The following is a 22,811-nucleotide window of genomic DNA, read 5'->3' as shown; positions in this document are numbered from 1 at the left end:
TTCAGGTCCAGACAGTTTTAATCAGCCATGGCATCCACGATAGCCCTACTACACTAAAACCCCATGGCAAACGGTTTAACAACATATCATACGCCTGCTGGGTAACATACAGCTGCCATTCCTCATTTCTCCACTCCAGCCGGCCTTCCCTTAACAGGAAATTGCCACGCAACCCATCGGGCGATGTCTCTCCCAGCGCGCCCCAGTTGTTGATCACAGCCTGCAACAACGTATCTGCCTCCGCCTTCTCAACGTCCGTAAGGGTTATAAAACGCTTCACCGGCTGAGCAGGCATCAGTCCGCACAACAACTTGGGAAAAAGCAGATCATATTCAGGGATATCATTTTCTCCATAAGCAAGGTATCCGAGTAACTGAACAGCTCTGCTAACAGCATCTTCATCTTTAAATGCGTCTTCATGTAAAAACGACAACTCTTCAAAAAGTATTCGCAGATACGGGTGCAGCAGTATAAGACCGGCATTCCCGATGTACAACTGCGTACCTTCTTCAGGAGCAGGTACACTGGTATTGGTATCAGCAGTGACGGATGATGATGTTACCTGTTCATTCTCAACTTCATTTTCTGCTGAAGATATTTCCTCAATATTTTTTTTGGTCGAAGATACTCTGGTATCCTCTTCTGCCAGGTCGGGGCCAGTCCTCTTTTCTTTCTCTGCAGGAACATCCTCTTCCACAGAAGATGGTCCTTTGCCACGCTTCTCTTCAGTAAAAGAAACCGATGAAGGAAAAACCGCCAGCACTTCCCTGTATTTCCCTGACAACAGATCAAGTGTTCCCTGCAGCAATGCCGGTGCAGACTTCTCTGTAGCAACAGATTGCCGGACCACATGCAGCCCATGTATAAAATACGCCCGGCCAAACGTCACCTGCAGTAGCTTTTCCAGCAACACAACATTCTCTGCCTTTACACCGGGCAAAACCAACTCTTTGATCAGCATAGTAGTGACAGAAAGGTAAAGTGTATCCTTCCCCGGTAATACTACAGATTGGGCAGGTATAAATCTCCTCACCTTCTCTGGAGAAACAGCAGCACTATTATACAACTCCTCCCACTCAGTCACCAGGGTAATTGCCTCCCTGTACGCACCGCCACTGAAAGCCAATATCCAATTGCGGACAAAATTCTTTGAGAACTGGTACAACAGCCGTGGCAATGCCTGCGCACAATCAACAAGCAACTCCCGGCATTGCCTCAAAGCATGTATCTCCGTCGAGATAGTGGCCAGTATCCCCTCTTCCCATGCTGCCTGCTCCCACCTGCCGGCCGTAACGGGCAGCGTACCATGCTCCAGGAAATACAACCAGCTCTGGAAATAACCCTGCGCCAGGAGAATACGTTCCATTCCCTCTGCCAGCGTTGCCTGTTGCTTCATAGCCGGGTAATGCTTCCGCAGGTAAGCTATGATCATTTCAGGCAGGTCCCGCTGCAATGTTTCCCGGCTACAGCTACCCAGGTCTATCTCCAGCTTATCTATCTGCAACAACGTATCCGGATCGGTCCATTCATCAAACAGCTCTCCCATAAGCGGCGCCAGCGCTGTCTTACAGTCCGCTCCCAGCCTGTTCTGCAGACTGAAGGCATCCTCCCGGGAAGGCAGCTGTATGCTGAGGCAGAACTTTCCTATGGTATGCTGTTGCATCATTACTTAACAAGTTTGCTATACGCAGTTACTACTTTATCATTCTCTTTAGTGGTGATCTCTGCGGATGTCCATACCTGGTTCCAGGTCTCCAGCCCATTCTTCTGCGCAGTAATAGTATCACCTGCTGCCTTGATCAGCTTCGTTGCAGCAGCAGGGGCTTTATCAGGCGATGCCACTATCAGCCGGTCTATAAAATAAGCAGTAGCATAGATCAGCAGCTTCACCACCTGGTCCTTCTGTGCCACTTTCAGCTTCGAAAACCCTGTCTGCAAGGAATCCAGCAAATGCTCATATCCCTCCTGCAGCTTTTCAGGCGCTCCACTGGCCAGCAGGAAACTCTTCGTCTCTGAGAACCGGGGGTCTTCCGCCAGCGCAGCATCCGATTTGCCCAGGTCATTAGCCTGCTTACGGTAAGCAAGGATCCGCTTGTTAAAGACTGCCTCATCACTGACCAGTTTCTTATCATTACCGGTCTCTATCACCGTAATAGTCATTATAGCAGCATTATCCTTGCAATCCTTGATATCTTCAAACGCATACTTCAGCTCATAAGTTCCCGGCACCGGCTTCTGCAAAGTAAGCAGGGCGGTTTCCTTATCATCTGTCCACGATACATTATATACCAGCGGGATCGCCTTCTCATTCTCTGATAACGTAAGCGTGAACTTCCCTCCATACGGAGCCGCCTCCAATGGCAGGTTCATCACATCACTGTCATGTACCCATTCCACTTCGGTTTTTCCGTTACTGGTGAGTTTTACCTGTCCCTGCGGACAAACAACCACCTCATCCTCATAGTGACTGGAAAGCCCATCTCTCCACGCCGTAAGCTTCACTGTATACACAGCTCCATCCTTCAATGACAGCGTAAACTCCGCAGGCGTGTTCAGATCGTTCGTATCTTTTTCATCCAGCTGCTCACCCTTGAAACTCAACAGCTGCCAGTGATACTTCGAAGCGCGCAGGGATTCATTCTTTAATACAAGCGCATATTTATCTCCCGGCTGACCGGACAACTTCGCCACACTAAAGAACGCAGACGGAGGCAGGGCCTGGAATTCAACTCTTATAGCAGGTTTGTCAGAACAACAGGTGTAAGGCAGGCAGAAATCAGCTACTACTTTATACGTGAGCAGATCGGCAGCCATGCTCTTCCCGGCGGCATTGGCATCCTTATCACTGCTCAGCATCATTTTCACCAGGTTATTTACCTCTCCTGTAGAAAGGGTATTGATATCAGGCTGCGCACATACCAGCACCAGGGTACCGCCACGGGGTACACCGCCATTATGCTCCAGTCCCGGATGGCTTTCAGCATAACGGTGGAAAAGAAGGCTTTTAGCCAATTGTTCCTCCCTGCGCAGGTATTCATAGCAAACAGCGTAAAGAGAGGTAATATGGGCCCGGCAGCAGCTCTTATCATCGTCGCTGCAGGTGCCCTCCTTATTGCAAAAATCCTGTGCCCATTTATCAATGTCAGGTATCTCATCCCGTCCAAAGAGATCTGCCAGCTTTTCAAACATGCCACCTATATCATTACGGTCAAACTTTCCATCAAAGATGACTTCCTCCAGCTCATTTGAACAGGCCCCGCTGCAACGGATATCCCCCACTATCTTTTCCAGCATCACCTTCAGGTCGCTGAAAGCAGAAGAGCTTTCACTGATCAGCCCCTTCAGCATATCATCAGTACCCAGGTAAACTATCTTGATATCAAAAGGCAGATGAGTGGCCGATCTCATAAGGGCTATATCAGCCTGTGTCTGCTCAGCAGTTTTACCAATATGCCCTTTAATACGATAGAACGTATAGGCATTTATATCCGACAGTAAATATTCATAGTCTTTGGCGTCGGTAATACCGGGAATGGAGAACGACCGGCCCGTACGGGCCAGATCAGCATTCCATTTCTTCGAAAGCGTCTCTGCATCTTTATAATAAAAAGGGATAGCCCTTTCAGAAAGCAGTTTATGAATTCCGGCATCAGGAGTAAAACGGATGCCATAGTCTGCCAGCTTGGGGTCCTCCAGCCTTGTATTGACCAAATCTGCCAGGTAGATAAGCCTTTCCACCAGGAAACGGGGCCTTTGCAGTGCATTCACACTCAGGTCAGCGAACGGCGGACGATACAGGCCCATACGATAAACAATAGCGTTCCCATTGGGATCTTTAGTACGCACACTGTTCAACGCTACATACCCCGGAAAGCGTTCCCTGTCCGGCATCCATGACAGGAAGCTGAAAACATCTGTAGATACTATCTCCTGGTAGGCAGATACCAGGTCTTTATAATAATCGTACAACCACGGGAAATAACGGGTATCAGGCTGGTTGCCCATTATCTTCCCCCTCAGCTGACTTAATTTTCCCGCCAGCCCCGTAAACGGGTTGGATGGATATTTCAGTACCAGCTTATCCTTTACCAGGTCATACAGGTCTGCACATGCTTTCTCCAGCCCCGGTTCGGCCTCCGCGCACACCTCGTTAAAGCCCTCACAGACATTCCCCCAATCGGTAAACCGCAGGAAAGAGATCTGCACATTACCACTCTGCCCCTTACCATAACCAAAGCGATGTACTACAGGATCATGCTCTCCAGCGCCGGTTACGTCCTGCTGTCCCCAGGCCTCCAACTCGCCGGGAAGAAAGAAATCCCTCCTTATTAACGCAGCTTCCACCTCCAGCTTCTTCGTGGTCACGTTGTTATCATAACCATACAAACAGCTGGGCACAGTGCTTTCATCACTGCGTACCGCCAGGATCAGCAGGTACTCCGTCGCATCTTTTGCACCGGTGCCGGGATTGGTACCGCTATAGTATTGTACAAAATCATTGTGATTATCCTCTCCGGTAGTCAGCACCATAACACTGGCTGTCCTTCCCTGCACCGATACATTGACGTCCTTCTCAACGCCCTTGTACACTATCTCATCCTCTATAGTAAAAAGCAGCCCGTCTGATGTCACAGCGGTACCCGGCGCCAGTGTCAGCGCACTGCCGTCCCAGTTGACTGTCAACCCGTAAAATATACCCGCTCCTTCAAGATATACCCGGGTGTCCTGGTCCTCCTTCTTCGCAAAGTCAACAATACCTGTCAGGTCGCTGCTCCGCAACTGTTGTCCCTTGGTAAAAAGCGGGTAAGGGGTAGGAATATTGATTATCATTTCTGAAGAATTTATTTCTTAAATTTTATCCAAGCATTGCTTCATCCAGTATGATCAGTGGCTTATCTGCACCACCATCATCATCATACAGGTATGCGGCCGGATATACGTTTTTCAGTTCCATTAATATTTTATTCAGCTGCTCAAGACTGCTGGTGTAGTCACAGCTGTCCTCGCGTGATAAAGCCATCGTCCATTGCTTCCAGGCCTTCTCAAACTGCAGCATCTGCTGCGGGCTTACCCAGAGAATGTTCAGCCTGATATGTGCTGGCGCTTCCCTGCGCAAAGTATCTTCAAAGAACTGACGGAAACGGGCCAGCCTGAAACGCTGCGGCCATGCCGGCAACACCACCGTTGCCCAGAATGAATAAGGATCAGCAAAGAATGTACAGTCGCAATAAGGCTTGTTCTCCTCATCTATTACTTCCTGCGCCCTGTCACACAGGCAGATATCCGTACAGGAAGGCAGCACCACATCAGCTCCATTGCTGCATACAGGCACTGTTTCAGTAGTCACCAGCTGACTGCTCACTCCCGATAACAATTCCTGCATAGTCCCGATAAAACCATCCCTGTCTCCCAGCGCCTTTGTCACGACATCACTCGTTTTCAGTTGTGCAGAAGCTATTCTCTCATCCTTCTTCCACCAGGATATAATATAGCCCTCCGCCTCCTGGTCAATAAAAATGCGGCCATCCTTGGCAACGCTCCTGATATCATCCAGGAAAGCATTACTGTCCTTATAAACAGTTTCAGCGCCGATCTTCAGTAGTACAGGCAGCTCCTGACCGGATCCTGGATACCAGGACAGTTGTAGCTGCATAGATTCATAGTACTGTTCCTGTGTACGCGGACGTAACAGTATATGTTCCAGCAAATGCATACCCTCTGCGCTGATAGCGGTCTGCACCTGTTCTATCGCCGCATTGCGGGCAGAGATACTTGTATAGGTAAACGGATGGTCTGCCAGTATAGCCTGTGGATCCACCAGTGTTACACTGAACGGTCCACACGCGTCCTCATCGCCACGCTGGTAATTGCGCAGGTCCGTCAACAGCTGACTGGCCTTTGTTAAATCCTTAAAGGCCTCATCAGGGGTATCGTAAACGCGTACAGATTCCCATATGGTCATATAGCTCAGCTCTCCGCTTTTAGCGTCCTGCTTTATATTATTGATCTCAAAGCTGTATCCCTTACCTGTTTCCACTACAGGATACATCATGGCGTTGAAGATGCGGGTATTGCGGTCCTGCTCAATATCCGGGGCACATATCACATCAGGCGCCACGGCAATGATCTTCCCGTCCATATCTTTCAGGGAAAGGGTAAATGCCTTCTCACATCCCACCACAGGCTCATAATAATAGGAAGCTTCAGAACGGGCCATTTCCAGCAGGTATACATAGAAGTACTGTTCAGCCTCTGCTGCCTGTTCAGGGGTGGAATAACGGGTAACAGTATTCCAGATCACCTTTTCATCATTACCGGTCAGCTGGTAATAATACAGGGAGACCTCCTCTGTGAGCTTCTCTGTTGCCGGTTGCCAGAATTTATGTTTCTCCTTCATTGTACCAATGGCAGAATAACTCATCCAGAGATCGGCAAAGTTTACTTTTCCCGGCTGCTTAAAATAACACTGGAGTATCTTCTCATCACGGTTAGCCGGATCTTCAGGGTCCGGTTTTACAAACCAGCCATACAACCTCTCCTTACAGTAAATATCACATAGCAGCTCCAGGCGCTTCTCCTCCCGTTCTTCCATACCCTGGTACCATTCGGTATGCTGTGCTACCCTGTATAGCTCACTATCCACCATACGGAAGGCATAACGGCAACCGCCTGCATAATCAGTGTAAGGAAAGAAATTACTATCGCCCTGCTGCTGGCTGTCCAGGAATATCTGCAGCCTGTTCCAGGCCTCCGTTTCATCTATCACCTCCGGCCCGCTGTCGCCTTCACACCTCCTCGTTACATGCTGAATATCCAGCAACACTTTGCCCAGGGTAAGACTATAATAACAACCGGTATTCTCATTGTCCAGGCAGTAATTACCCCTGTACAACAACAGCTGCATAAATTCTTTCAAAGCAGCAGCTGCCGCTTCGGGGTCAGCATAAGTGCTGATGCTCTCCCATTCATACGCGCCTGCTTTGACGTTGTAAATATGAAATGCATAAGCGCCATCCTTCGTAACATAAACACCATGTTGCTTTGCAAACAGCTGGCGTGCACGGATAGCGGCCAGGTAAGTATCATAACTGCCGAAGGCTTCATTGAGGACTGCCAGCGGCAACCCTTTTTCATCGTAAAGGGTCAGCTGCGTTTCACTATTGCTCCAGCTGCTGTAACTTTCCTGGAGCAGCGAACGCTGTAATATCTGCCAGCAGGCAGCTTTAAAGGCAGCGGTTGCGGCAGCCGCATCTCCATAAGCGTTCACGCTTTGCCAGAGCAGCGTATCATTACGGCGCAACTGGAAATAGTATAATCCATTCTGCACAAAGACAACAGAGTTGCCCGCTTCCAGTACTGTATAATAAGGTAGCTTTCTCTTATAACGTTGTAACAACTCAAGAAGAGCGGTTTCTCTTTCTGCAGGAGAATTAAACTGTGTGCTGTAACGCGCTATGCGGAATTCCCTGTCCCATAACCGGTAGCCTATCATCGCCTTCTCCGACCCCGGTTGATAGAGGTCCGTATGCACATCTGTTTCTTCTGAAACTTTCCCCTGCGCATATACGCTGAGAGTGAACCTGGCCCAGGCCGTCAGCCTTACGATCACATCTTCCGCTTCCCTCCGGCAATCCAGCCAGTCGGGATGCACAGCCAGATCAGCACCTTCCTCCACCAGGAAAACACGGAAGCCATTCTCATCTTCCGCTATCCTGTAAACTTCCTTCTTATCCAGGTTGGCCGCTACAAGCAGTATATGTTTCAGTGCTGTTTCTGCGTCTTTCAGCGCTGTTTTTTCTTCCAGGGCATCCAGCGCTGTGGCAGATTGCCAGCTACAGCAATCCAGCCATTGCCAGCTATACTTCCAGGCGCCGGCAAGCTTCACTTCATTTATCACCTGCCCGTATTCCTGCAGAAACTTTATAGTTCTGTCCACCGCCGCATCACGGGCTGCCGTAGTAGTATATTCAAACGGATGAACCGCCAGCACACGCTGCTGGTCATCTGTCACCTTAAAACCATAAGTACAGTTCTCCAGGGTGGTAAGCAGGTAATATGGTCTTTGCTTACCAAATCTCACCGTGTTATAGAAAGCAGTACGTACTGCCTGGTAACTTGTAAAGTATGATGGCTCCTGTAATAACAGGAAACCACTGCCTTCCTTTATCTTAAAATAATAATGATACAATGTTGTAACAGACCATCCTATATCTGCCAGCAGGGGATGCTGCTCTTTCTTCAACAGCCAGCTGATAAAAGCCACAGCGGCTGCCTGGCGCGTATCCCACACACCTGTGCTTTTCTCTTCTTCCCACACCCACCCAAAAGCAGTCACCGTCTCTCCTTTCTCTATCCACAACGCCTCCTGTCCGGCCCTTAATAATATCTGCTCCATCAGGTTGCCGGCGGTTACCTGGTCAGGCATCTGCGGACTTACAGCCAGCAGCTCCCCACAGGGATCGTGCAGCTTCACCATATAACCACAACCCTCGCCCGGTACTATAGAAAGCCGGGCAGGATCTGCCGCATAACGCATAATGTTACGGGTGTACTGCGCAACTGAAGGTCCATCAGGCACCAGGTCTGTAGTGGTCAGCACAACCATCTGCGTCTGCAGGTCCCTGAAAGAATAAAATGCAGCAGTTGTTTCAGTAACAGTACCTGTAGCGGCTATCCACAGACCACTGAACAGCAACACGTAATTATTGATAGCCTCCTGCGCAGCAGCATCAGATTCATAAACAAACAAATGCGTTCCTATTATCGTCACTATCTCCTCTTCCTCCGTACGCACTACCTGCAGGTTATACTCACCCGTAATACGGTAGTTCTCTGCTTTAGCTGCCAGTTCAATAAACTGGGCAAATGCAGCAGGTAACTGAGCAGTGCTTTTAAAAGGCAAAGCGCCCTGCCAGGCCGCCTTGCCCTGTACAGCCAGCTGCCAGTTATATAATTCGGTAGTTTCTTTCTGGTATACAAGCTTATGTTTACGGAACCAGGCTTTCAGCTCTTCCAGCTTCTTCGTCGCATCCTCTTCATCAGCAAAAGCCTGCGGATGATGCGCCAGTTGCTCATCTCCCTGTACAATTACAACACTGTAACTGGCAGTAGGAATATCATGCTTCACCTGCCAGGCGGCATCTTCCTGCAACACTTCCAGGCAGTCATAACCGGCAGATAACGCTTCTTCCTGCGTCTCATATCCCTGCCGGCTCTTCAGCAGGGTATGCCCCTGGTCGTCCGGCAAGAGGAAATAATAACCTTCATTGGTACGGGTAAATACTTTGTACTGCCCATCATGCACAAAGAACGTCACAAACCAGTCTATCATCCTGTCCCGCTCTTCCGGCGTAGCATATTCTATCATACACCTGGCTGCCACCCACTTCTCTGCATTGACGGGCGATTGTATATAGAAACCATACACCCCCTCTCCATGGCAGCCATACGGCTTATAATTCTCTTTATCCTTACCCAGCTGTAAGAAAGTATTGAAAGCATCCTTTACCTCAGCTTCCGCATGCAGGCTATCACTTACAAACAACGGCGTTTTCTGGTCCGGCAAGTAACAGAAGAACTGATGCAGACGAATGGCATTCACCAGGTCAAAATTACTCAGCGATGCAGATGGCGATTGCCTGATGCCCATCAGACCAGCTACCCTCTCCTGTAATCCACACACAGGGAAGCCTTTCTCCGGGTGTTTATAATCAAACGCCAGGGCACGGTTGGCACTGGTTTCAGGATAGGCAGAAAGAAAAGCGGCCTTATCTGCTATATTACCTTCGGGATCATTCTTCCTTCCGCTGATGTTGTACATCATCAGCGCATAATCAGTAAAGTCCTCAGAGAACCTTGCCAGCAGGTGATTCTGAAACCTGTCCTTCCTTTCCTGGTATTGCGCAGACGTTTCATACAACGCCGTCAGCATTTCCGTATAACCGGTATCATTATATACAAGATCAAAGCTGAACCTGTTCTCCTTCCGGTGATTCGTACGGCTGTAACTTCCCGGCAAACCCGCCAGGAAAACAATGTCCCTCGCAGCCTGCTCCGCATCATTCCGGGTATTAAAATAAATAGCGCTTTCCAGCAGGATATTATCTGCCGTATCTGTCAGCAACAGGTACCATTCCCCACTGTCAGGAAACTGATCTATTACACGCTTCACATTATTATTGGAACAGGCGCTGATAATACGTCGAATAGATTCATCACGCAGGTACATGGAACTGTACTCCTTATGCCCCTCTCCTCCTGCAGCCGGTTCAAAAGCCAGCGTCATTCCCTTATAGGTAGCACCCTGGGTAGTAACAGGTAACTGCTTCTCATACCTTAACAGGGATGGTAACTGTGGAATGCCGCTCAGATCTGCAGAGAAATAAGTGCGTCTGTCATCGGTCTGCTGCAGAGAGAACAACTGCCGTATATTGGACAGCTGTGCAAAGTAATCTGCCAGCAAACGGTCATAGAACAACAGGTACGCCTGCAGTTGCAGGGATTGCGCCTTCCTGGCGGCTGTAGCGTCTAGCGGCACTTCATTCTTACCTACCAGGTAAACCTTCGGAAATTCATATTGCACGGAAGTATACTGGGCCAGGTCCAGGTCACGGCCTTTGGGCACAACAGTATCCAGCGCATCCGGCGCTTTGGGGAATTTGGTATAATCTGAAATGTTTTTGATATACCGCTGCCTTACCAGCTCATTATTTGCTGTAAACGGCAGCTTATTACGATAGAAAATAACATTGGAGGCTTCGGGGGATAATACAGGACGATGGTTGTCCTTCAGCTTCAGGCACCACTCCTCTCCATTCTGAACTATAGGCTTGCCATCCTTATCATTCAGCAGATAACCGCCCTCGTTAGAGCTCTTCATCTGCAAACGGGTGATGCCTGCCACACCAGGCACCTTCATAATAATACGGTAAAGGTCTGAAGCATGCAGCTCCGTCAGCCTTTCCAGGCTTTCCAGCTCCTGCGTATCTATGAAACCGTTCTGTTGCAACGGTCTGTTCTCATCAAAATTAAATGGCCTTCCTTCAAAGATCTCTTCCATACTACGGCCCTTGTCCAGCAATTGCTGCAGGCTGTAGAAAGATGGAGCAGGAGAGAAAAAATCCTGTATGGCGCCATAAATGTTCACCAGTACCTCATCCGGATCAAAATTGGCAGCCAGCTCAATATGCAGGCAAAGACTGATAGGTTCCTTCTCCAGCACAACTATATCAGCAAAATCTTCACAGAGGTTACGGTGAGCATGCAAACGCTCATCTATTGTCTTCAGCATGTTCTCCATAGGGAACACATCATTGCCGCAGGCATCTTTTTCATAGGCTGCAGCATACACGTCATCCGGCTCTATATAGATCCTGTAAAGACCTTTCAGCGGCACAGGGCTCAGATTCTCCGTTACAGGAGTGTTCAGCAGCTGTCCCGTTTCACAATCATATGCAAGGGTATATTCTCCTTCCTCAACAGGTTTCAGCCACGCATTCCGTACCCCTTTGATATCTATCAGCATTTTACGGATGTCCGTAATGGTAAGCGGATTATTACCTAATATCTGCGCAGCTGTATAAAAGTTATTCTCTTTTGTTCCCCCACGGGCGGCTACCAGGTCCTTGAAATCCAGCTTTGTACGGTAGTCCAGGTCTGTCAGCACATAACACAGGGCATCCAGCATGGTAATACCAGGGTCATGCAGGTTATGGTCCGTCCAGATCTTGCCTGAAAGTTCCGCAATATGCTGGATCCCCAATCTGCGCAGCGTGACAAAGTCAAGGTACTCCGGGTACCCGCTGTTCTTATCCGTTGTTATATATTTCAGTTCAGGCATTTTAAGATAATACTTGGTATGATGACCCTGTTATTTCCCTTCCAGTACAGCTATCCTTTTCTCCAGCGCCGCTATCTGGTCCTGCTGCTCCTGTATAGCCTTTGTTAGCACAGCCACCATGTTGGCATAAGCCAGCGTCTGCGTACCATCAGCATCCGTATTTACCAGCTCAGGAAAGAACTCTTCCACCTGGTGAGGCAGGAAGCCTATCTGCTGCTCCGTATCAGGACAGTTGGCCTTCTTCTGGTTAAAGGAGAAAGAAACCGGGTTAAGACGTTTTACATTGGCGATAACAGGACCCAGTGGTTTAGGGTTCTTTACCTTCCTCACATCAGTATCCAGGTAAAGGCCAAAACTGCGCGTCTTACCCTTTACATTCAGCTCAAAACCCTGCGGATTCAGTCCGCCAATAATGGTCTTCCCCTCATTGGATATCGTCACCAGGTCATCTCCCTGGTTTATTTCAAGCTCGTTGCCATTACCATACTCTCCTCCCCTTTTAAAAACAAATCCCTTGGAAGCATCTGTAATAAATGCGCCCCAGTCATTATCCGCTCCCACCAACAGGTAATTACGCTTATCATTATTAGGCCTGTTATTGATGATACTGAAAGCCGGGTTAGTATTATCCAGGCACATCAGGAAAGCTCCTGCACCACCGTCCTTTGTTACCTCCACATTCGTAACAGGGGCTTCCGTTCCTACGCCCACACGGCCATCCTGCTTGATAGATACCAGCGTCTGCACATTTACGTTAGAGATATTCTTCAACAGGTTCTTGCTATCTTCCACCCCCTTACGGAAATAGAACCCTTCTGGCGCATTCGTAATAAAATTACTGCTAACACCATCCAGCGATGATACAGTGTAACTCTGCTGCCCATACTCTCCCTTATGCAGATAAACAGCCTGCGGTACGACCGACTGTACCGGGTTCAGTAACAAACGGGCTGAAGGCTGGTTCTGTATATCCACCGCGCCCTCAGGCTGCACCGTACCTATGCCTATCACTGCTCCTGACTCCGGCGTAGCAATAAACACAGGCTTTACCTCTACAGCCGGTACCTCCTTGTTCACTACCTCCCCATCTGGGACCGGAGCAGGAGTAGCGATCGTATTAAAAAGAAAACCTTCAGTATCCGTCGTGAATACAGCTTTATCATCAGCTATCTTCTCTGACAGGAACTTACTGCCGTCACCCGTCTGACGGATCACAAACTCCGGCCACTGGGTATTGTCCGGACTGAAAAGAAAATCACCGTTCACTTCATCAACATGAATGTGTACCCTCGCTTCGGGCGACTGCGTACCCATCCCTATCTTACCGAATACTTTAGCATACATAATGACGGGGATCTTCTCCTCATTCCTGATAATCTCCCAATCCTCATCAGATGCATCTATATCCAGCATCTTCCAGTTATCACAATCCTGTTGGGGGTTTTCTGTGGAACAATGCCCTTTCCCGCTATCCGCCTTCTCACCGCCTCCCTGCTCATCACAGCCACAAGGCTTGTTGCCGGCAGGCGTACAGGTGTATAACGCGTTATTATAGATCACAACATCACCTTGATAATAGCAGATACCGGCCGCCCATTTGCCGAAGAAAGCATCATCCCTTCTTACCAGCGTAGAATCTATCAGGTTAAAGAAATCCTGAGATGTTGGTACGGCGCCTGATTTAAACTGTGCTTTCAGTGCTGCTCTCGTTGTTATAGACATGGGAGTATGTTTTTAAAATGATTTATTTTATTTTGAATACAGGTACCTGAACAGTGCCTGTACAGGAATTAATACTTTCGTAAGACTGTTCCCCTGCAATGAGTACCGACCAGGGAGTATCGGCGGTGACGGCCTTTACCGGCGGGCCATTACTTCCATCCCGCTTCACGAACATGTTAAAGTCCGTTACATAATCCACGTAATCCCGCTGTTCTATGAACTGCAACACAGAAGACATCATCAGCGTACCGCCAAAGACAATGTCCTGCGAACCGCTGTTCACCCAGGGTGACAGGTACTCCTGCACTTCCTTCTTCACCTTCTTCCTGTAATAGTTCACATCCAGCCCTTCCCTGAAGCGTATATTACCGCTGAAGCTCACAGGCTGATAGGTAGGATTGATCACCTGCACATTAGCAAAAACCGAAGTGCGTGTACGTAAATAATTGCTCACCCTCTCCAGGATGATCCGGCTTACCCGGGGACTGAACTTCTCATCTGCCGGAAAATCATCTATACGGGGTATTACCGCCAGCGTAACCCAACCAGGCGATTCCAGCTGCGTGATCTCTCCCTTCACATCCCTGCACATTTTTGTATGTGGAATACATTTGATCTTGAATATCTCCGGAAAAGCATCCAGTATAATACGCTCATAGTCGAATACATTAATAGCCCTTCCTTTATGGCGTAACCGCTCACTCACACGCACATAGAACTCATCCGCCGTTTCCTCCCTTCTGCCGCCAAAAGAAGGATAAGGCTGCGCCAGCTTGCTGATCATAGCGTCCGGCACCACCAGCCCGCTGATAGTTTGCGGCGCCAGTCCCGGTACTACCCTTCCCGGATCATTCTCCTGGTTACGGAATACCGCCCTCGCTGCCTGCGCTACCACAGCTACAGCCTCACAAACAGCGGCTGAGTAATGCTCCGTGCTTACCTTCAGCCAGTGATACCCCTGCGGGAGAATAGTGTGTTTATCATCCGCATCCCACGGCAATGCAATAGTTACAATACCCGATACCAGCAGGTCCTGCGTGGTATCACTGAGTACCTGTGTATTCGGCTCCAACGCCTTCCACTCATTACCCGCCAGGTATTGCCACCGTATGCTGGCTTTACGTATGTCCGGGTTAGCAGTGAACTCGGAGAGCTGAAATAATAAGGCGATGTTGGTACCCGGCACAGCCTGCTCCAGCCCTATATAAAGTGTGCCTTCATCTTTATACACCGGCATGAAATAAGCCGCAGCGCCGGAAGATAAAGGCTTGTAATTACCTTCCTCGTAAGGGTATTTATGCAATAATGTGATCTCTGCACCTGTAGCTTCGGCTTCATAATCGACCGAAAAAGATTTGATAGTCGGGGTATAAGGAGGAGGCGGATAGTCGATCACGTCTGTGTTAGTACCACTTACATAATTCTTAAATGAATTAGCATCATTGACATTCACCTGCGCCCATGCATCTGCTGAAGAAGCGGCACCACGGAGAATAGTAAAGTCATTTGCAGGAGAAGCCGAATTAATGTTATTGGCTTTTGTAAGCGTATTGGCAGTCTGGCCTTTGGTTGTACCAGCATGGCTCACGTAGTTAGCCGCCTTACTCTGCAACTCAGTCAGTTTCAGCTCACTGATCCGTATCATTTGCTTTGCCAGCACCGTAGCGTACTGATCATGCAGAAAACTACGGTCCAGCTTCAATCTTATAAAACCGTACAGAGAAGCATTACTATACGGTTGCAATACGGCCGCTTGCGTAAGCACCGGGATATTCCCTGCATTAGATACTGTTATTTCCCTCTTAGACTGTATAGTCCCCACCACATCAAACAAAGGCACAGCCGTAGCCAGGTCATTATTACTCCCGGTCCATTGACCGTTTACCAGCATCTGCAATCCCACCGTAAAAGAAGTATCAGTTATGCCGGCATTATAAGCCCGGTAATGTGTTTCAAACCTGTCAGGCAGCCCCTCCCATTCCATTTTCACCTTAAGCGTCTTCAGCTTTTTCCTGAACACCTCATCACTCCCTATATAGAAATTGCTGTCTTTCCCTGGCGTTCCTGTAAAAGGCACGAACTTGTTATTAGGGTCCAGCGGACCTTCATCATTACCCAGCAACAGGTTCTTTACATTCTTCACATCTACCTTCACAGTGGTATTCATAATAGTGAGATTACTCATCACATCATACCAGGGCTCTTCCTTCTCAGCCAGGTGATAATGCAGGCTGTGATTGAACAATATTCTCAGCACAGGGTCTTTTACCGGGTAGCTGGCTCCGATAGTATCAGGCGTTGGCGCCACCAGTGCGGGAGCATCAGCTTCAAGCGTGAACGTAATATCCAGCTGGTTGTTCAGCAGGGTGATGACAGGTAACGGAGCAGGATACCATCCTTTTTCCGTGGTAGCATCTACCTGCAATAACTTTCTTAATGCAATATTTTTTGCGGCAGTACTGTTCAACCCCGTGTATACAACAAAGTTGGTTTCTCCCGGAGTATCGTCCAGCCAGATCTCTGTGATGCCTGCTGCACTCATCTTATCACGTATGGCAGTCACATCGCTTTTAGCAATGCCTCCTTTTTCAAAGGCTGTCAGCACAGCATCGTTCAGCAGGTAAAAAGGCTTTGCCAGCAATGCTGCCAACTGCTGCTGCTTCGGAACATTGCTCAGGGTAATGCTGGCAGTCACGATGCGTTTTCCCTCTTTCAGCAACAGTATAGGAGATGCCAGCAGCAAACCGGTAGCCCCGAAAGGATAATGGGTTGCAATACCACTGTTCTTACTTTGATAAGAAGCAGCACCCAGTACAGGCCAGCTGTTATAAGCCGGGTTACGGAACCCTTCCCCCAGGCCATCGGCACTGTTTGCCACAGGAGCTATATAAATATTGGCTTTATCGTCTTTAAAAAGTGTTCTTAACTGGCTCACCTTCGCCTTGTTCAGCACTATGTCTTCTTCTGTATAGAAGGTCACTTCCTTCCCTGTGCTGTCCTTTCCGGCTTTGAGCCCGGTATCTTTTTTCAACAGGTAATCGGGCAGCTGTTTGGCCAGCTCTGTAACAATATGCACATGGTCCGGCGATAATGGCCTTTTCTTCAGCTGCAGCACCTGTTCGTAGAAGAAGTTCAGATGCTGGCGGGCAATGGTGTTCATCTGTGCCTTCACCTGCCCGAACAATTGCAGGAAAGCATATAACAGGCCCACATGCGGCTGATGCTTCTGCTGCCCCTTTAATACAGTATCAAAGTCCTTCAGGGCAAACTCCTGTACCTGCTGTATACCCTTATAGAAAATGCCGAACAGGTCATCCAGCTGTGCAAGCACTTTTACTTTCTTACGGCGGGGATAGTTGTTCAGTCTTTGCAGATAAGCATCCTTTGCTATCAGTTTATCCATAGATAGCTGCCAGTCGCTGTTCCTCTGCAGCATAGCTATATTATTCACTACTTCATCCGGCCGGTTACCATATGTATTGGCCATAGCGATGAGGCGGTGCAACGCTTTGCTGAAATCTGACTGTACCAATGCCGTCAATACTCCTTTCAGACCCGTAGTTTCATCCAGCTGTGCATCCCAGCTGTTCAGCTGCATTACCATGTCCATCACACGGTTGAACATAGACCAGAACTGGTCCTCCGGCAACTGGTGACTGATCTCCTCCTTTGCCTGCCGGTAAGCGGCGTCAAACCCTGCTATATCAAACTGCTGCACAGCAGCATACTGGAACGGCGGATTCCTGCGAAAGAAATCCTGCCAGTCGCCCTGCGATGTCAGCGTAAGATCAGCCTTCTGATAAGGGGAGTACAGGGTATCATCATAGTACAGCACGTACCGTGCGTACCTGTAGAGGAATCCCAGCAACTGGGCCGTACTGCGCTCATCTACCTGCACCTTATCTGCAGACAAGGCCTCCATACGGCGCTGCAACTGGCTGATCCCGTCGCGTACCAGGCTATTTGATATTTTATCTGAAGCGTTCATTATCTAATTGCTATCATTGCATTTATTGCATCAGCACTTCCTTCCCTGATATAGAAGTCGTACACATAATTATACCTGGAATTGGTAGCCCTTATGGTATAGTCAATATTGATGCGTAAAAATCCCTGTATAGCATCCCAGGAATCTGACTGGGATACCGTGATCTTATCCACCTTTATCCTGGCCTCATAATAAAGGATGGCATTGGAAACAAGATCAGTGATAAAACCTATAAGGGTGTTACTCATTGACTCAAACTGGTAGTCTGACAGGTTGCAGCCGTACTGAGGCAGCATCACCCGTTCTCCCAGGCTGGTAGATAACAGGATCTGCAGGCTCTGTTCAATATCTTCGCGGCCAACGGCCAGCTGGGCATAGCAGTCCTGGTCTTCATTCTCTTTCCGGAATGTTGGAGGGAACGCCCATCCACAACCGAGAAAATCTTTTGCATCAAGCATATATCAGTACTTTAGAGATCTTTTTTTATCCGCCTATCATCACTGTAGGCGCGCCCAGAATAATGTTGCCTCCATGAGCAGTCAGGTCTCCCATCCTGGCAGCAGGCTTGCCTCCTATCAATACGGTGGCAGAGCCTTTTACTATTACATCGGGCGGACCGGTACATATCGCCATATCCCCAACCACTGCCGCAGGCATACCGCCAATCAGGACAGTGGGTACTCCGGGACCAACAATAGGGCCACCTACATGAGGCACCGGACCTGTGGTCATCGGGCAAACGTGCATATCTCCTACTCTTGCTGCCGGGGGCATGATCAGATGTTTTTAGTTGATCTTTACAATTCCGCCTTTCAGCTCCAGCATCGCGGCAGATTCTACTTTCGCGCTGGCCATCCCGTTCATTTCCAGCTTGGTCTGGGCCTTACCGGAAATACTGGCGCCCTCTATCTTAATGTCAGTACCTGCCTTCAGCGAGAAGGACCCGGTAGCTTCCATCTTTATATCTTTAGCGCTTTTAATGGTAATACCTGCAGCTTCCATCTTAACACTGTTACCATGCTGGTCCTGTATGGTAATAGCCTTATCCTTTTCACTCAGCTCTATAAAATTGCCCGCAGGCGTCTCCATGCGCATTACTTTATTCTCATCGTCATACATCGTTTTCATCTTGCTGCGTGTTACCAGCCCCTTGATATGGTTATCATCTTTGGCCTGTACCGGCGCCGGCTTATTACTGCTATGCAGCATACCAACCACCACAGCAAAACGCGGATCGTCATTGATAAATCCGACAATCACTTCATCTCCTATTTCGGGCCGGAAGAAATAGCCCCTGTCATTACCCGCATCCAGCGATGCCACACGGGCCCACGTGCCCTTCTCCTGGTTATCTATCACAGGTATCTTTACCTGGATACGATGCTCTCCATCGGGATCGTTTTCCAGCTGCACCACTATACCTACCTGCAAACCATGCACGGCAGGCAGTAAACCTGCGGCCGGGGTTTCAATAATGTCAGGCTTGTGGTGGAACCATTCAGGAGAAACACCGAATTGTAAATGAGTGGACCATATACCGTCCACATACTCATGCCGCACACCGCTTACATACACAAGACCATTAAAACGGTTACCCAGGCCCTTTAACTCTATTGTATCACCAGGTTTGGTAGCGGGAGATCCTTTGATCTTTACACGGCCCCTGATCTTGGACATCCGGCTTTTCAACATAAAAGCTTCTGTCCAGGCCTTCAGCTCAGGTTCGCTTACCAGGCCGCTGTGACGCAGTTCTGCCGTTTCAGGAGCAACGATCTTAGCCAGCTCGCTGCCTGAAATATTGCCTGCCTCTTTGAAAGACACACTGCTTGTCTCTGATTGCTTCAACGCCTGGTCTTTGTAACTCCAGCTGCTGGCGCTGGCTTTCTGCCATTGCGTGCGGGCGTCTATCTCTGCCTCAAACTCTTCTATAGTAGCGCCATAAACGATTGTCAGCACAGGAGAACCCGCCAGCTCGGGGCGTACCATATTTACCTTGCCGTCGTTCACCATCAGCAAACAGCCGTTCATCTGGGCGCGGCTCAGAACAAAGTCCCAGTCCGTACAGTAGTACTGCACCAGCTCTTTCAGCTGCACATCTGTAGCCGCAATGGAACCGGCTTTGCTGCCCAGAACCTGCTGCAGCGCATCACTGTCTTTGATATCCCGGAAATATTTGTTCTTCCTTCCCAGCGTGAGAGATACAGCTTCATCACGGCAGTCCAGCTGAAGGAACGCCCCTCCGTTCTCATTGGCGCGGATACTGTGTTTAATGATCACACCTTTGAACACAGAGTTCTTCTCTTTGTCCCTGCCTACTTTCAGCTCGATCTTATTACCGGGAATAAAATCCGCCGATTCACTGGCAGCGAATTTTTCACCCGATGTATCGCCGTCCAGCAATGTGATCCTGGCCAGGGGTATCAGGTTGGCTTCTTTCACAACAGATACCGCACGCAGGTTGTAGGCAGGATTATCCACTTTGCTGCCATTGATGAAGATCTCTACGGAAGTATAATCAAACTCTCCCGGGGTGGGAATGTTCCGTTCGTCTTTCGCTATTTGTTCTGCATCTGCCATGTTCAGGAAATTTTTTGCGGGGAATCTGTCGTGTTCTTCACCGGCGGAAAGGCCAGCTCCTGGTCAGTACGTAAGGTCCTTACAGAGACCAGCTCATTATAATACGCCACCTGCAGATAGTAGGAAGGGTCCGCATAGTTCTTATAACATAACAGGGGAAGTGTGTCCCCGTCAGCTACCTTCACGCTGCGGAAAAGGTCGGGCGAATGCTTATCCTCTTTTGCAACCCTTTTTTTCGGCTCCACATACTGGGTGAAGCTAGCGCTCACCTTTGCCCTCAAAGGTTCACCATTGGGCTTAAAAAGCACATAGTTGATGTCCAGGGTGGCAAGGATGCAGTCAAACGTGAACAGGCCCCATTGGATTTTCAGGATAGCGGGTTTATGCGCCTCTCCCTGCATCCGGTATACGGTATTGAGCAGTTTATCCACCTGTTCCCGTACCTCCGTGCCATTGAGGATATTCCCCTCTATGGTACCGGTGTTGTCCAGCATGAAGTCAAGCTTCAATTGCTCCGGGGCAGTGAACTTGTATTCAGGAGCGCTGCCCTGGTTACCGCCGGTCGATTTATCCTTGGCTTCTACCTTGTATGACTGCGCGTAGCTTTCCGGGTTAATGGGAATTACAAAATCGCTGCCGGCAGATTTATCCTGCTTCGGGTTCAGGAAAGGCCGTATCACGATCTTTTCTACATTCGCCGTTTGTTTGTTTGCCATCAGCGTTCTCTTTGATCTTTCAGTATTTCCAGTACCTTTTCAACGCAGGCGCGGATGATCTGGTCAGGTGGGGCATCCTGCTGTGCGCCGGAACGGCCGGCGCTTTCCTTACCGCCGCCGGTCTCGTCTACCGCCACCTTGATCACCAGTTCTTTGATTTCTACTGGCATAGAACAGTTTTTTTATTCCAATGCGAAAAAGTTGTAGTTCAGCTCAAACGTTTCTATCACCACCTCTCCCTTATCAGCATTGAAATCAGCCACCTTCCAGTTCTTGGGCCAGGCATGGTGTATCTTCCATGTCATAAGCGGCTGGTGTTGCTCGTTCAGCAGACTGATTATCATATCTATCGGGGAAAAGGTAAAGTTCCTGAAAGCGTCAAGGCACCATTGGGTGACAGCAGAATCAGCCGGTTTGAAGATCCCCCGGCGCAGCACCAGGTCAGTGCATTTACTGCGCACAGGAATTACATGCTCAAAACGGTTCTCCCCTCCTTCCTTGATCGTATCGGTCTGCATCTGGAAGTTCAGGCCGGACACCGACTGGAAAAGGATATCATTATCCGTTTGCTGCTGCGTTCCTTTCTTATCGAACAGGAACTCCACCTTGAAATGAAACCCTACAGGAGGATAGCTGCCATTTGCCATGGTCATTTATTTTCGATCACCAGGCCTTCATGCACCAGCTCCACGCTTTCAACAGCTATCTCATTCGCATCTGCTTTCAGGTCTGCCGCCTGCACCTTGATAGGCCACGCGTTCTTCACCTTCCATACAATGATAGGCTTGTGCATTTCATCCAGCAGGCTGATAGTAATGTTGCGGCGGTATTTACCGTTCTGTTCCTGGAAGAACACAGTCTCTTTCCACCAGTCAAAGTATTCATTGTCTGACTTGAAAGTGCCGCGTTTCAGGGTGATGTTGCTGTATTTCTGTAAACCCGGTTGCTTGGTCTTATGGTATTCCGGGCTGGCGCCGTGGCGGTACTCGATCGCTTCGGTTTCCACAGTAAGGCCGGTCACTTCAGTGAATCCTATATTTTTACCACCCCATTCTACCTGGAAGTGGAACTTTGGTAACGGATAATTTGCCATTGTCTATTTTTTGTTCGGTGATTACTTGGTTTTAGTATCGCAGGCTTTGGCTGCCAGTGCTGCTGCATAAGCATTGTCCAGCGCCACTTTCTTGGCCTGGGCAAACTCGCGTTTACAGGTAGCGTTGTCTAATGCATCCTGGAGGTCTTTCAGCTTTTCAAGCGTTTCCTCATACTGGTGCTTTGTCTTTGTATAGAAGTCGCACGCCGGATCATCCATCGGGAAGATCGGGGTCTTCTTCGGATTGCAATGTCCGCAGGAATCAATATCCGGTTTCTTGCCTTCCGTTACCAGTGTATACATACCACCTATCTGGAACAGCAAGCCCTTTTCACCGGCCAGGTCTCCCCAGAGCTCTTCTTCCAGGTGGTAAGTAGCCAGTAAAGCATTGAGGGCATCTTTAATACTGGCCAGCGCATCGTCTACAGCAGTTTTCAGGTTAGCCAGAACTGCCATGATAGAGTTGGCGCCTTTAGACGGGATCTTACAGTCAATCCTGTCTGACAGCACTTTTACCAGCCCTTTCATCACTTCTGTACAGTCCATTACCTTCTTCACCTCACAGATAAGGATCTTGATGGCATTCACCGCCAGCCGGGCATTCTTGCCCACTTTCTCATTCTGCTTGCGGGTACGTTCCAGCGTGCCCAGGTAGATCATACCCAGACGGTTGGTTTCAGTAACAGTATTGAGCACGTCCCTGAGAATATCAGACCAGCGTTTGGTCTTATCCAGTGCGCTCTTTTTGGCCAGCTCCTGCGCTTTGGCATTGTTGAAGGCCAGGTCCGCCTCTATGCAGTCCTGCAACAGGCGGTCTATATATTGTTGAACGGAATCTTTATTTAAAGCCATGATGATTTAATTGTGTACTTGTTA

13 protein-coding genes are annotated in these 22,811 nt (G+C 49.0%); all 13 read right to left on the bottom strand.

The window, feature by feature from the left end:
* Position 1 precedes the first annotated feature (1 nt).
* From GO493_RS08655 to GO493_RS08600, 13 genes are read right to left on the bottom strand one after another with little or no spacing between them, the layout of a single operon-like run.
* Positions 2-1,666 (bottom strand): contractile injection system tape measure protein, encoded by a 1,665-nt coding sequence (locus tag GO493_RS08655; RefSeq protein WP_157305749.1) that lies wholly within the window; start codon positions 1,664-1,666, stop codon positions 2-4.
* A complete protein-coding gene (locus GO493_RS08650) occupies positions 1,666-4,830 on the bottom strand; it encodes a hypothetical protein (RefSeq protein ID WP_157305748.1) in 3,165 nt (1,054 codons plus the stop codon). The genes GO493_RS08655 and GO493_RS08650 overlap by 1 nt, the downstream gene beginning before the upstream one ends.
* Positions 4,831-4,855: 25 nt before the next feature.
* Positions 4,856-11,839 carry a hypothetical protein gene (locus tag GO493_RS08645; protein WP_157305747.1) on the bottom strand — a complete coding sequence of 2,328 codons (6,984 nt, stop codon included), beginning with the start codon at positions 11,837-11,839 and terminating at the stop codon, positions 4,856-4,858.
* Between the two features lie 30 nt (positions 11,840-11,869).
* A complete protein-coding gene (locus GO493_RS08640) occupies positions 11,870-13,561 on the bottom strand; it encodes a tail fiber domain-containing protein (RefSeq protein ID WP_157305745.1) in 1,692 nt (563 codons plus the stop codon).
* 22 nt (positions 13,562-13,583) lie between these two features.
* A complete protein-coding gene (locus GO493_RS08635; protein ID WP_157305744.1) occupies positions 13,584-17,549 on the bottom strand; it encodes a baseplate J/gp47 family protein in 3,966 nt (1,321 codons plus the stop codon).
* The gene (locus GO493_RS08630) at positions 17,549-18,007 is read right to left on the bottom strand and encodes a GPW/gp25 family protein (protein ID WP_157305743.1); all 459 of its coding nucleotides are present in this window, start codon (positions 18,005-18,007) and stop codon (positions 17,549-17,551) included. Before GO493_RS08630 ends, GO493_RS08635 begins: the two co-directional genes overlap by 1 nt.
* Before the next feature lie 25 nt (positions 18,008-18,032).
* Entirely contained in the window at positions 18,033-18,323 is a 291-nt protein-coding gene (locus GO493_RS08625; RefSeq protein ID WP_157305742.1) for a PAAR domain-containing protein, read from the bottom strand.
* A gap of 12 nt (positions 18,324-18,335) precedes the next feature.
* A complete protein-coding gene (gene vgrG / locus GO493_RS08620; protein WP_157305741.1) occupies positions 18,336-20,126 on the bottom strand; it encodes a type VI secretion system tip protein VgrG in 1,791 nt (596 codons plus the stop codon).
* A 2-nt stretch (positions 20,127-20,128) separates the two neighbouring features.
* Positions 20,129-20,842, bottom strand: a complete 714-nt coding sequence (locus tag GO493_RS08615) for a CIS tube protein (RefSeq protein WP_198315644.1) — start codon at positions 20,840-20,842, stop codon at positions 20,129-20,131.
* On the bottom strand, positions 20,842-21,012 hold the full coding sequence (locus tag GO493_RS30815; protein WP_198315643.1) for a DUF5908 family protein: 171 nt from the start codon (positions 21,010-21,012) through the stop codon (positions 20,842-20,844). Before GO493_RS30815 ends, GO493_RS08615 begins: the two co-directional genes overlap by 1 nt.
* Positions 21,013-21,024: 12 nt before the next feature.
* On the bottom strand, positions 21,025-21,489 hold the full coding sequence (locus GO493_RS08610; protein ID WP_157305739.1) for a phage tail protein: 465 nt from the start codon (positions 21,487-21,489) through the stop codon (positions 21,025-21,027).
* Positions 21,490-21,491: 2 nt separating this feature from the next.
* Entirely contained in the window at positions 21,492-21,935 is a 444-nt protein-coding gene (locus tag GO493_RS08605) for a phage tail protein (protein WP_157305738.1), read from the bottom strand.
* A gap of 21 nt (positions 21,936-21,956) precedes the next feature.
* The gene (locus GO493_RS08600) at positions 21,957-22,787 is read right to left on the bottom strand and encodes a hypothetical protein (protein ID WP_157305737.1); all 831 of its coding nucleotides are present in this window, start codon (positions 22,785-22,787) and stop codon (positions 21,957-21,959) included.
* Between the last annotated feature and the right edge of the window lie 24 nt (positions 22,788-22,811).

The organism is Chitinophaga tropicalis (genome assembly GCF_009758205.1).
Lineage (GTDB): Bacteria > Bacteroidota > Bacteroidia > Chitinophagales > Chitinophagaceae > Chitinophaga > Chitinophaga tropicalis.
This window is presented reverse-complemented; position numbering and strand designations above follow the sequence as displayed.

What these genes read in the sequence shown, in the direction of transcription:
- GO493_RS08655 (WP_157305749.1), bottom strand. Translation starts at nt 1,666, where the DNA reads ATGATGCAACAGCATACCATAGGAAAGTTCTGCCTCAGCATACAGCTG.
- GO493_RS08600 (WP_157305737.1), bottom strand. Translation starts at nt 22,787, where the DNA reads ATGGCTTTAAATAAAGATTCCGTTCAACAATATATAGACCGCCTGTTG.
- GO493_RS08645 (WP_157305747.1), bottom strand. Translation starts at nt 11,839, where the DNA reads ATGCCTGAACTGAAATATATAACAACGGATAAGAACAGCGGGTACCCG.
- GO493_RS08640 (WP_157305745.1), bottom strand. Translation starts at nt 13,561, where the DNA reads ATGTCTATAACAACGAGAGCAGCACTGAAAGCACAGTTTAAATCAGGC.
- GO493_RS08610 (WP_157305739.1), bottom strand. Translation starts at nt 21,489, where the DNA reads ATGGCAAATGGCAGCTATCCTCCTGTAGGGTTTCATTTCAAGGTGGAG.
- GO493_RS08615 (WP_198315644.1), bottom strand. Translation starts at nt 20,842, where the DNA reads ATGGCAAACAAACAAACGGCGAATGTAGAAAAGATCGTGATACGGCCT.
- vgrG (WP_157305741.1), bottom strand. Translation starts at nt 20,126, where the DNA reads ATGGCAGATGCAGAACAAATAGCGAAAGACGAACGGAACATTCCCACC.
- GO493_RS08605 (WP_157305738.1), bottom strand. Translation starts at nt 21,935, where the DNA reads ATGGCAAATTATCCGTTACCAAAGTTCCACTTCCAGGTAGAATGGGGT.
- GO493_RS08635 (WP_157305744.1), bottom strand. Translation starts at nt 17,549, where the DNA reads ATGAACGCTTCAGATAAAATATCAAATAGCCTGGTACGCGACGGGATC.
- GO493_RS08650 (WP_157305748.1), bottom strand. Translation starts at nt 4,830, where the DNA reads ATGATAATCAATATTCCTACCCCTTACCCGCTTTTTACCAAGGGACAA.
- GO493_RS08625 (WP_157305742.1), bottom strand. Translation starts at nt 18,323, where the DNA reads ATGCCCCCGGCAGCAAGAGTAGGAGATATGCACGTTTGCCCGATGACC.
- GO493_RS30815 (WP_198315643.1), bottom strand. Translation starts at nt 21,012, where the DNA reads ATGCCAGTAGAAATCAAAGAACTGGTGATCAAGGTGGCGGTAGACGAG.
- GO493_RS08630 (WP_157305743.1), bottom strand. Translation starts at nt 18,007, where the DNA reads ATGCTTGATGCAAAAGATTTTCTCGGTTGTGGATGGGCGTTCCCTCCA.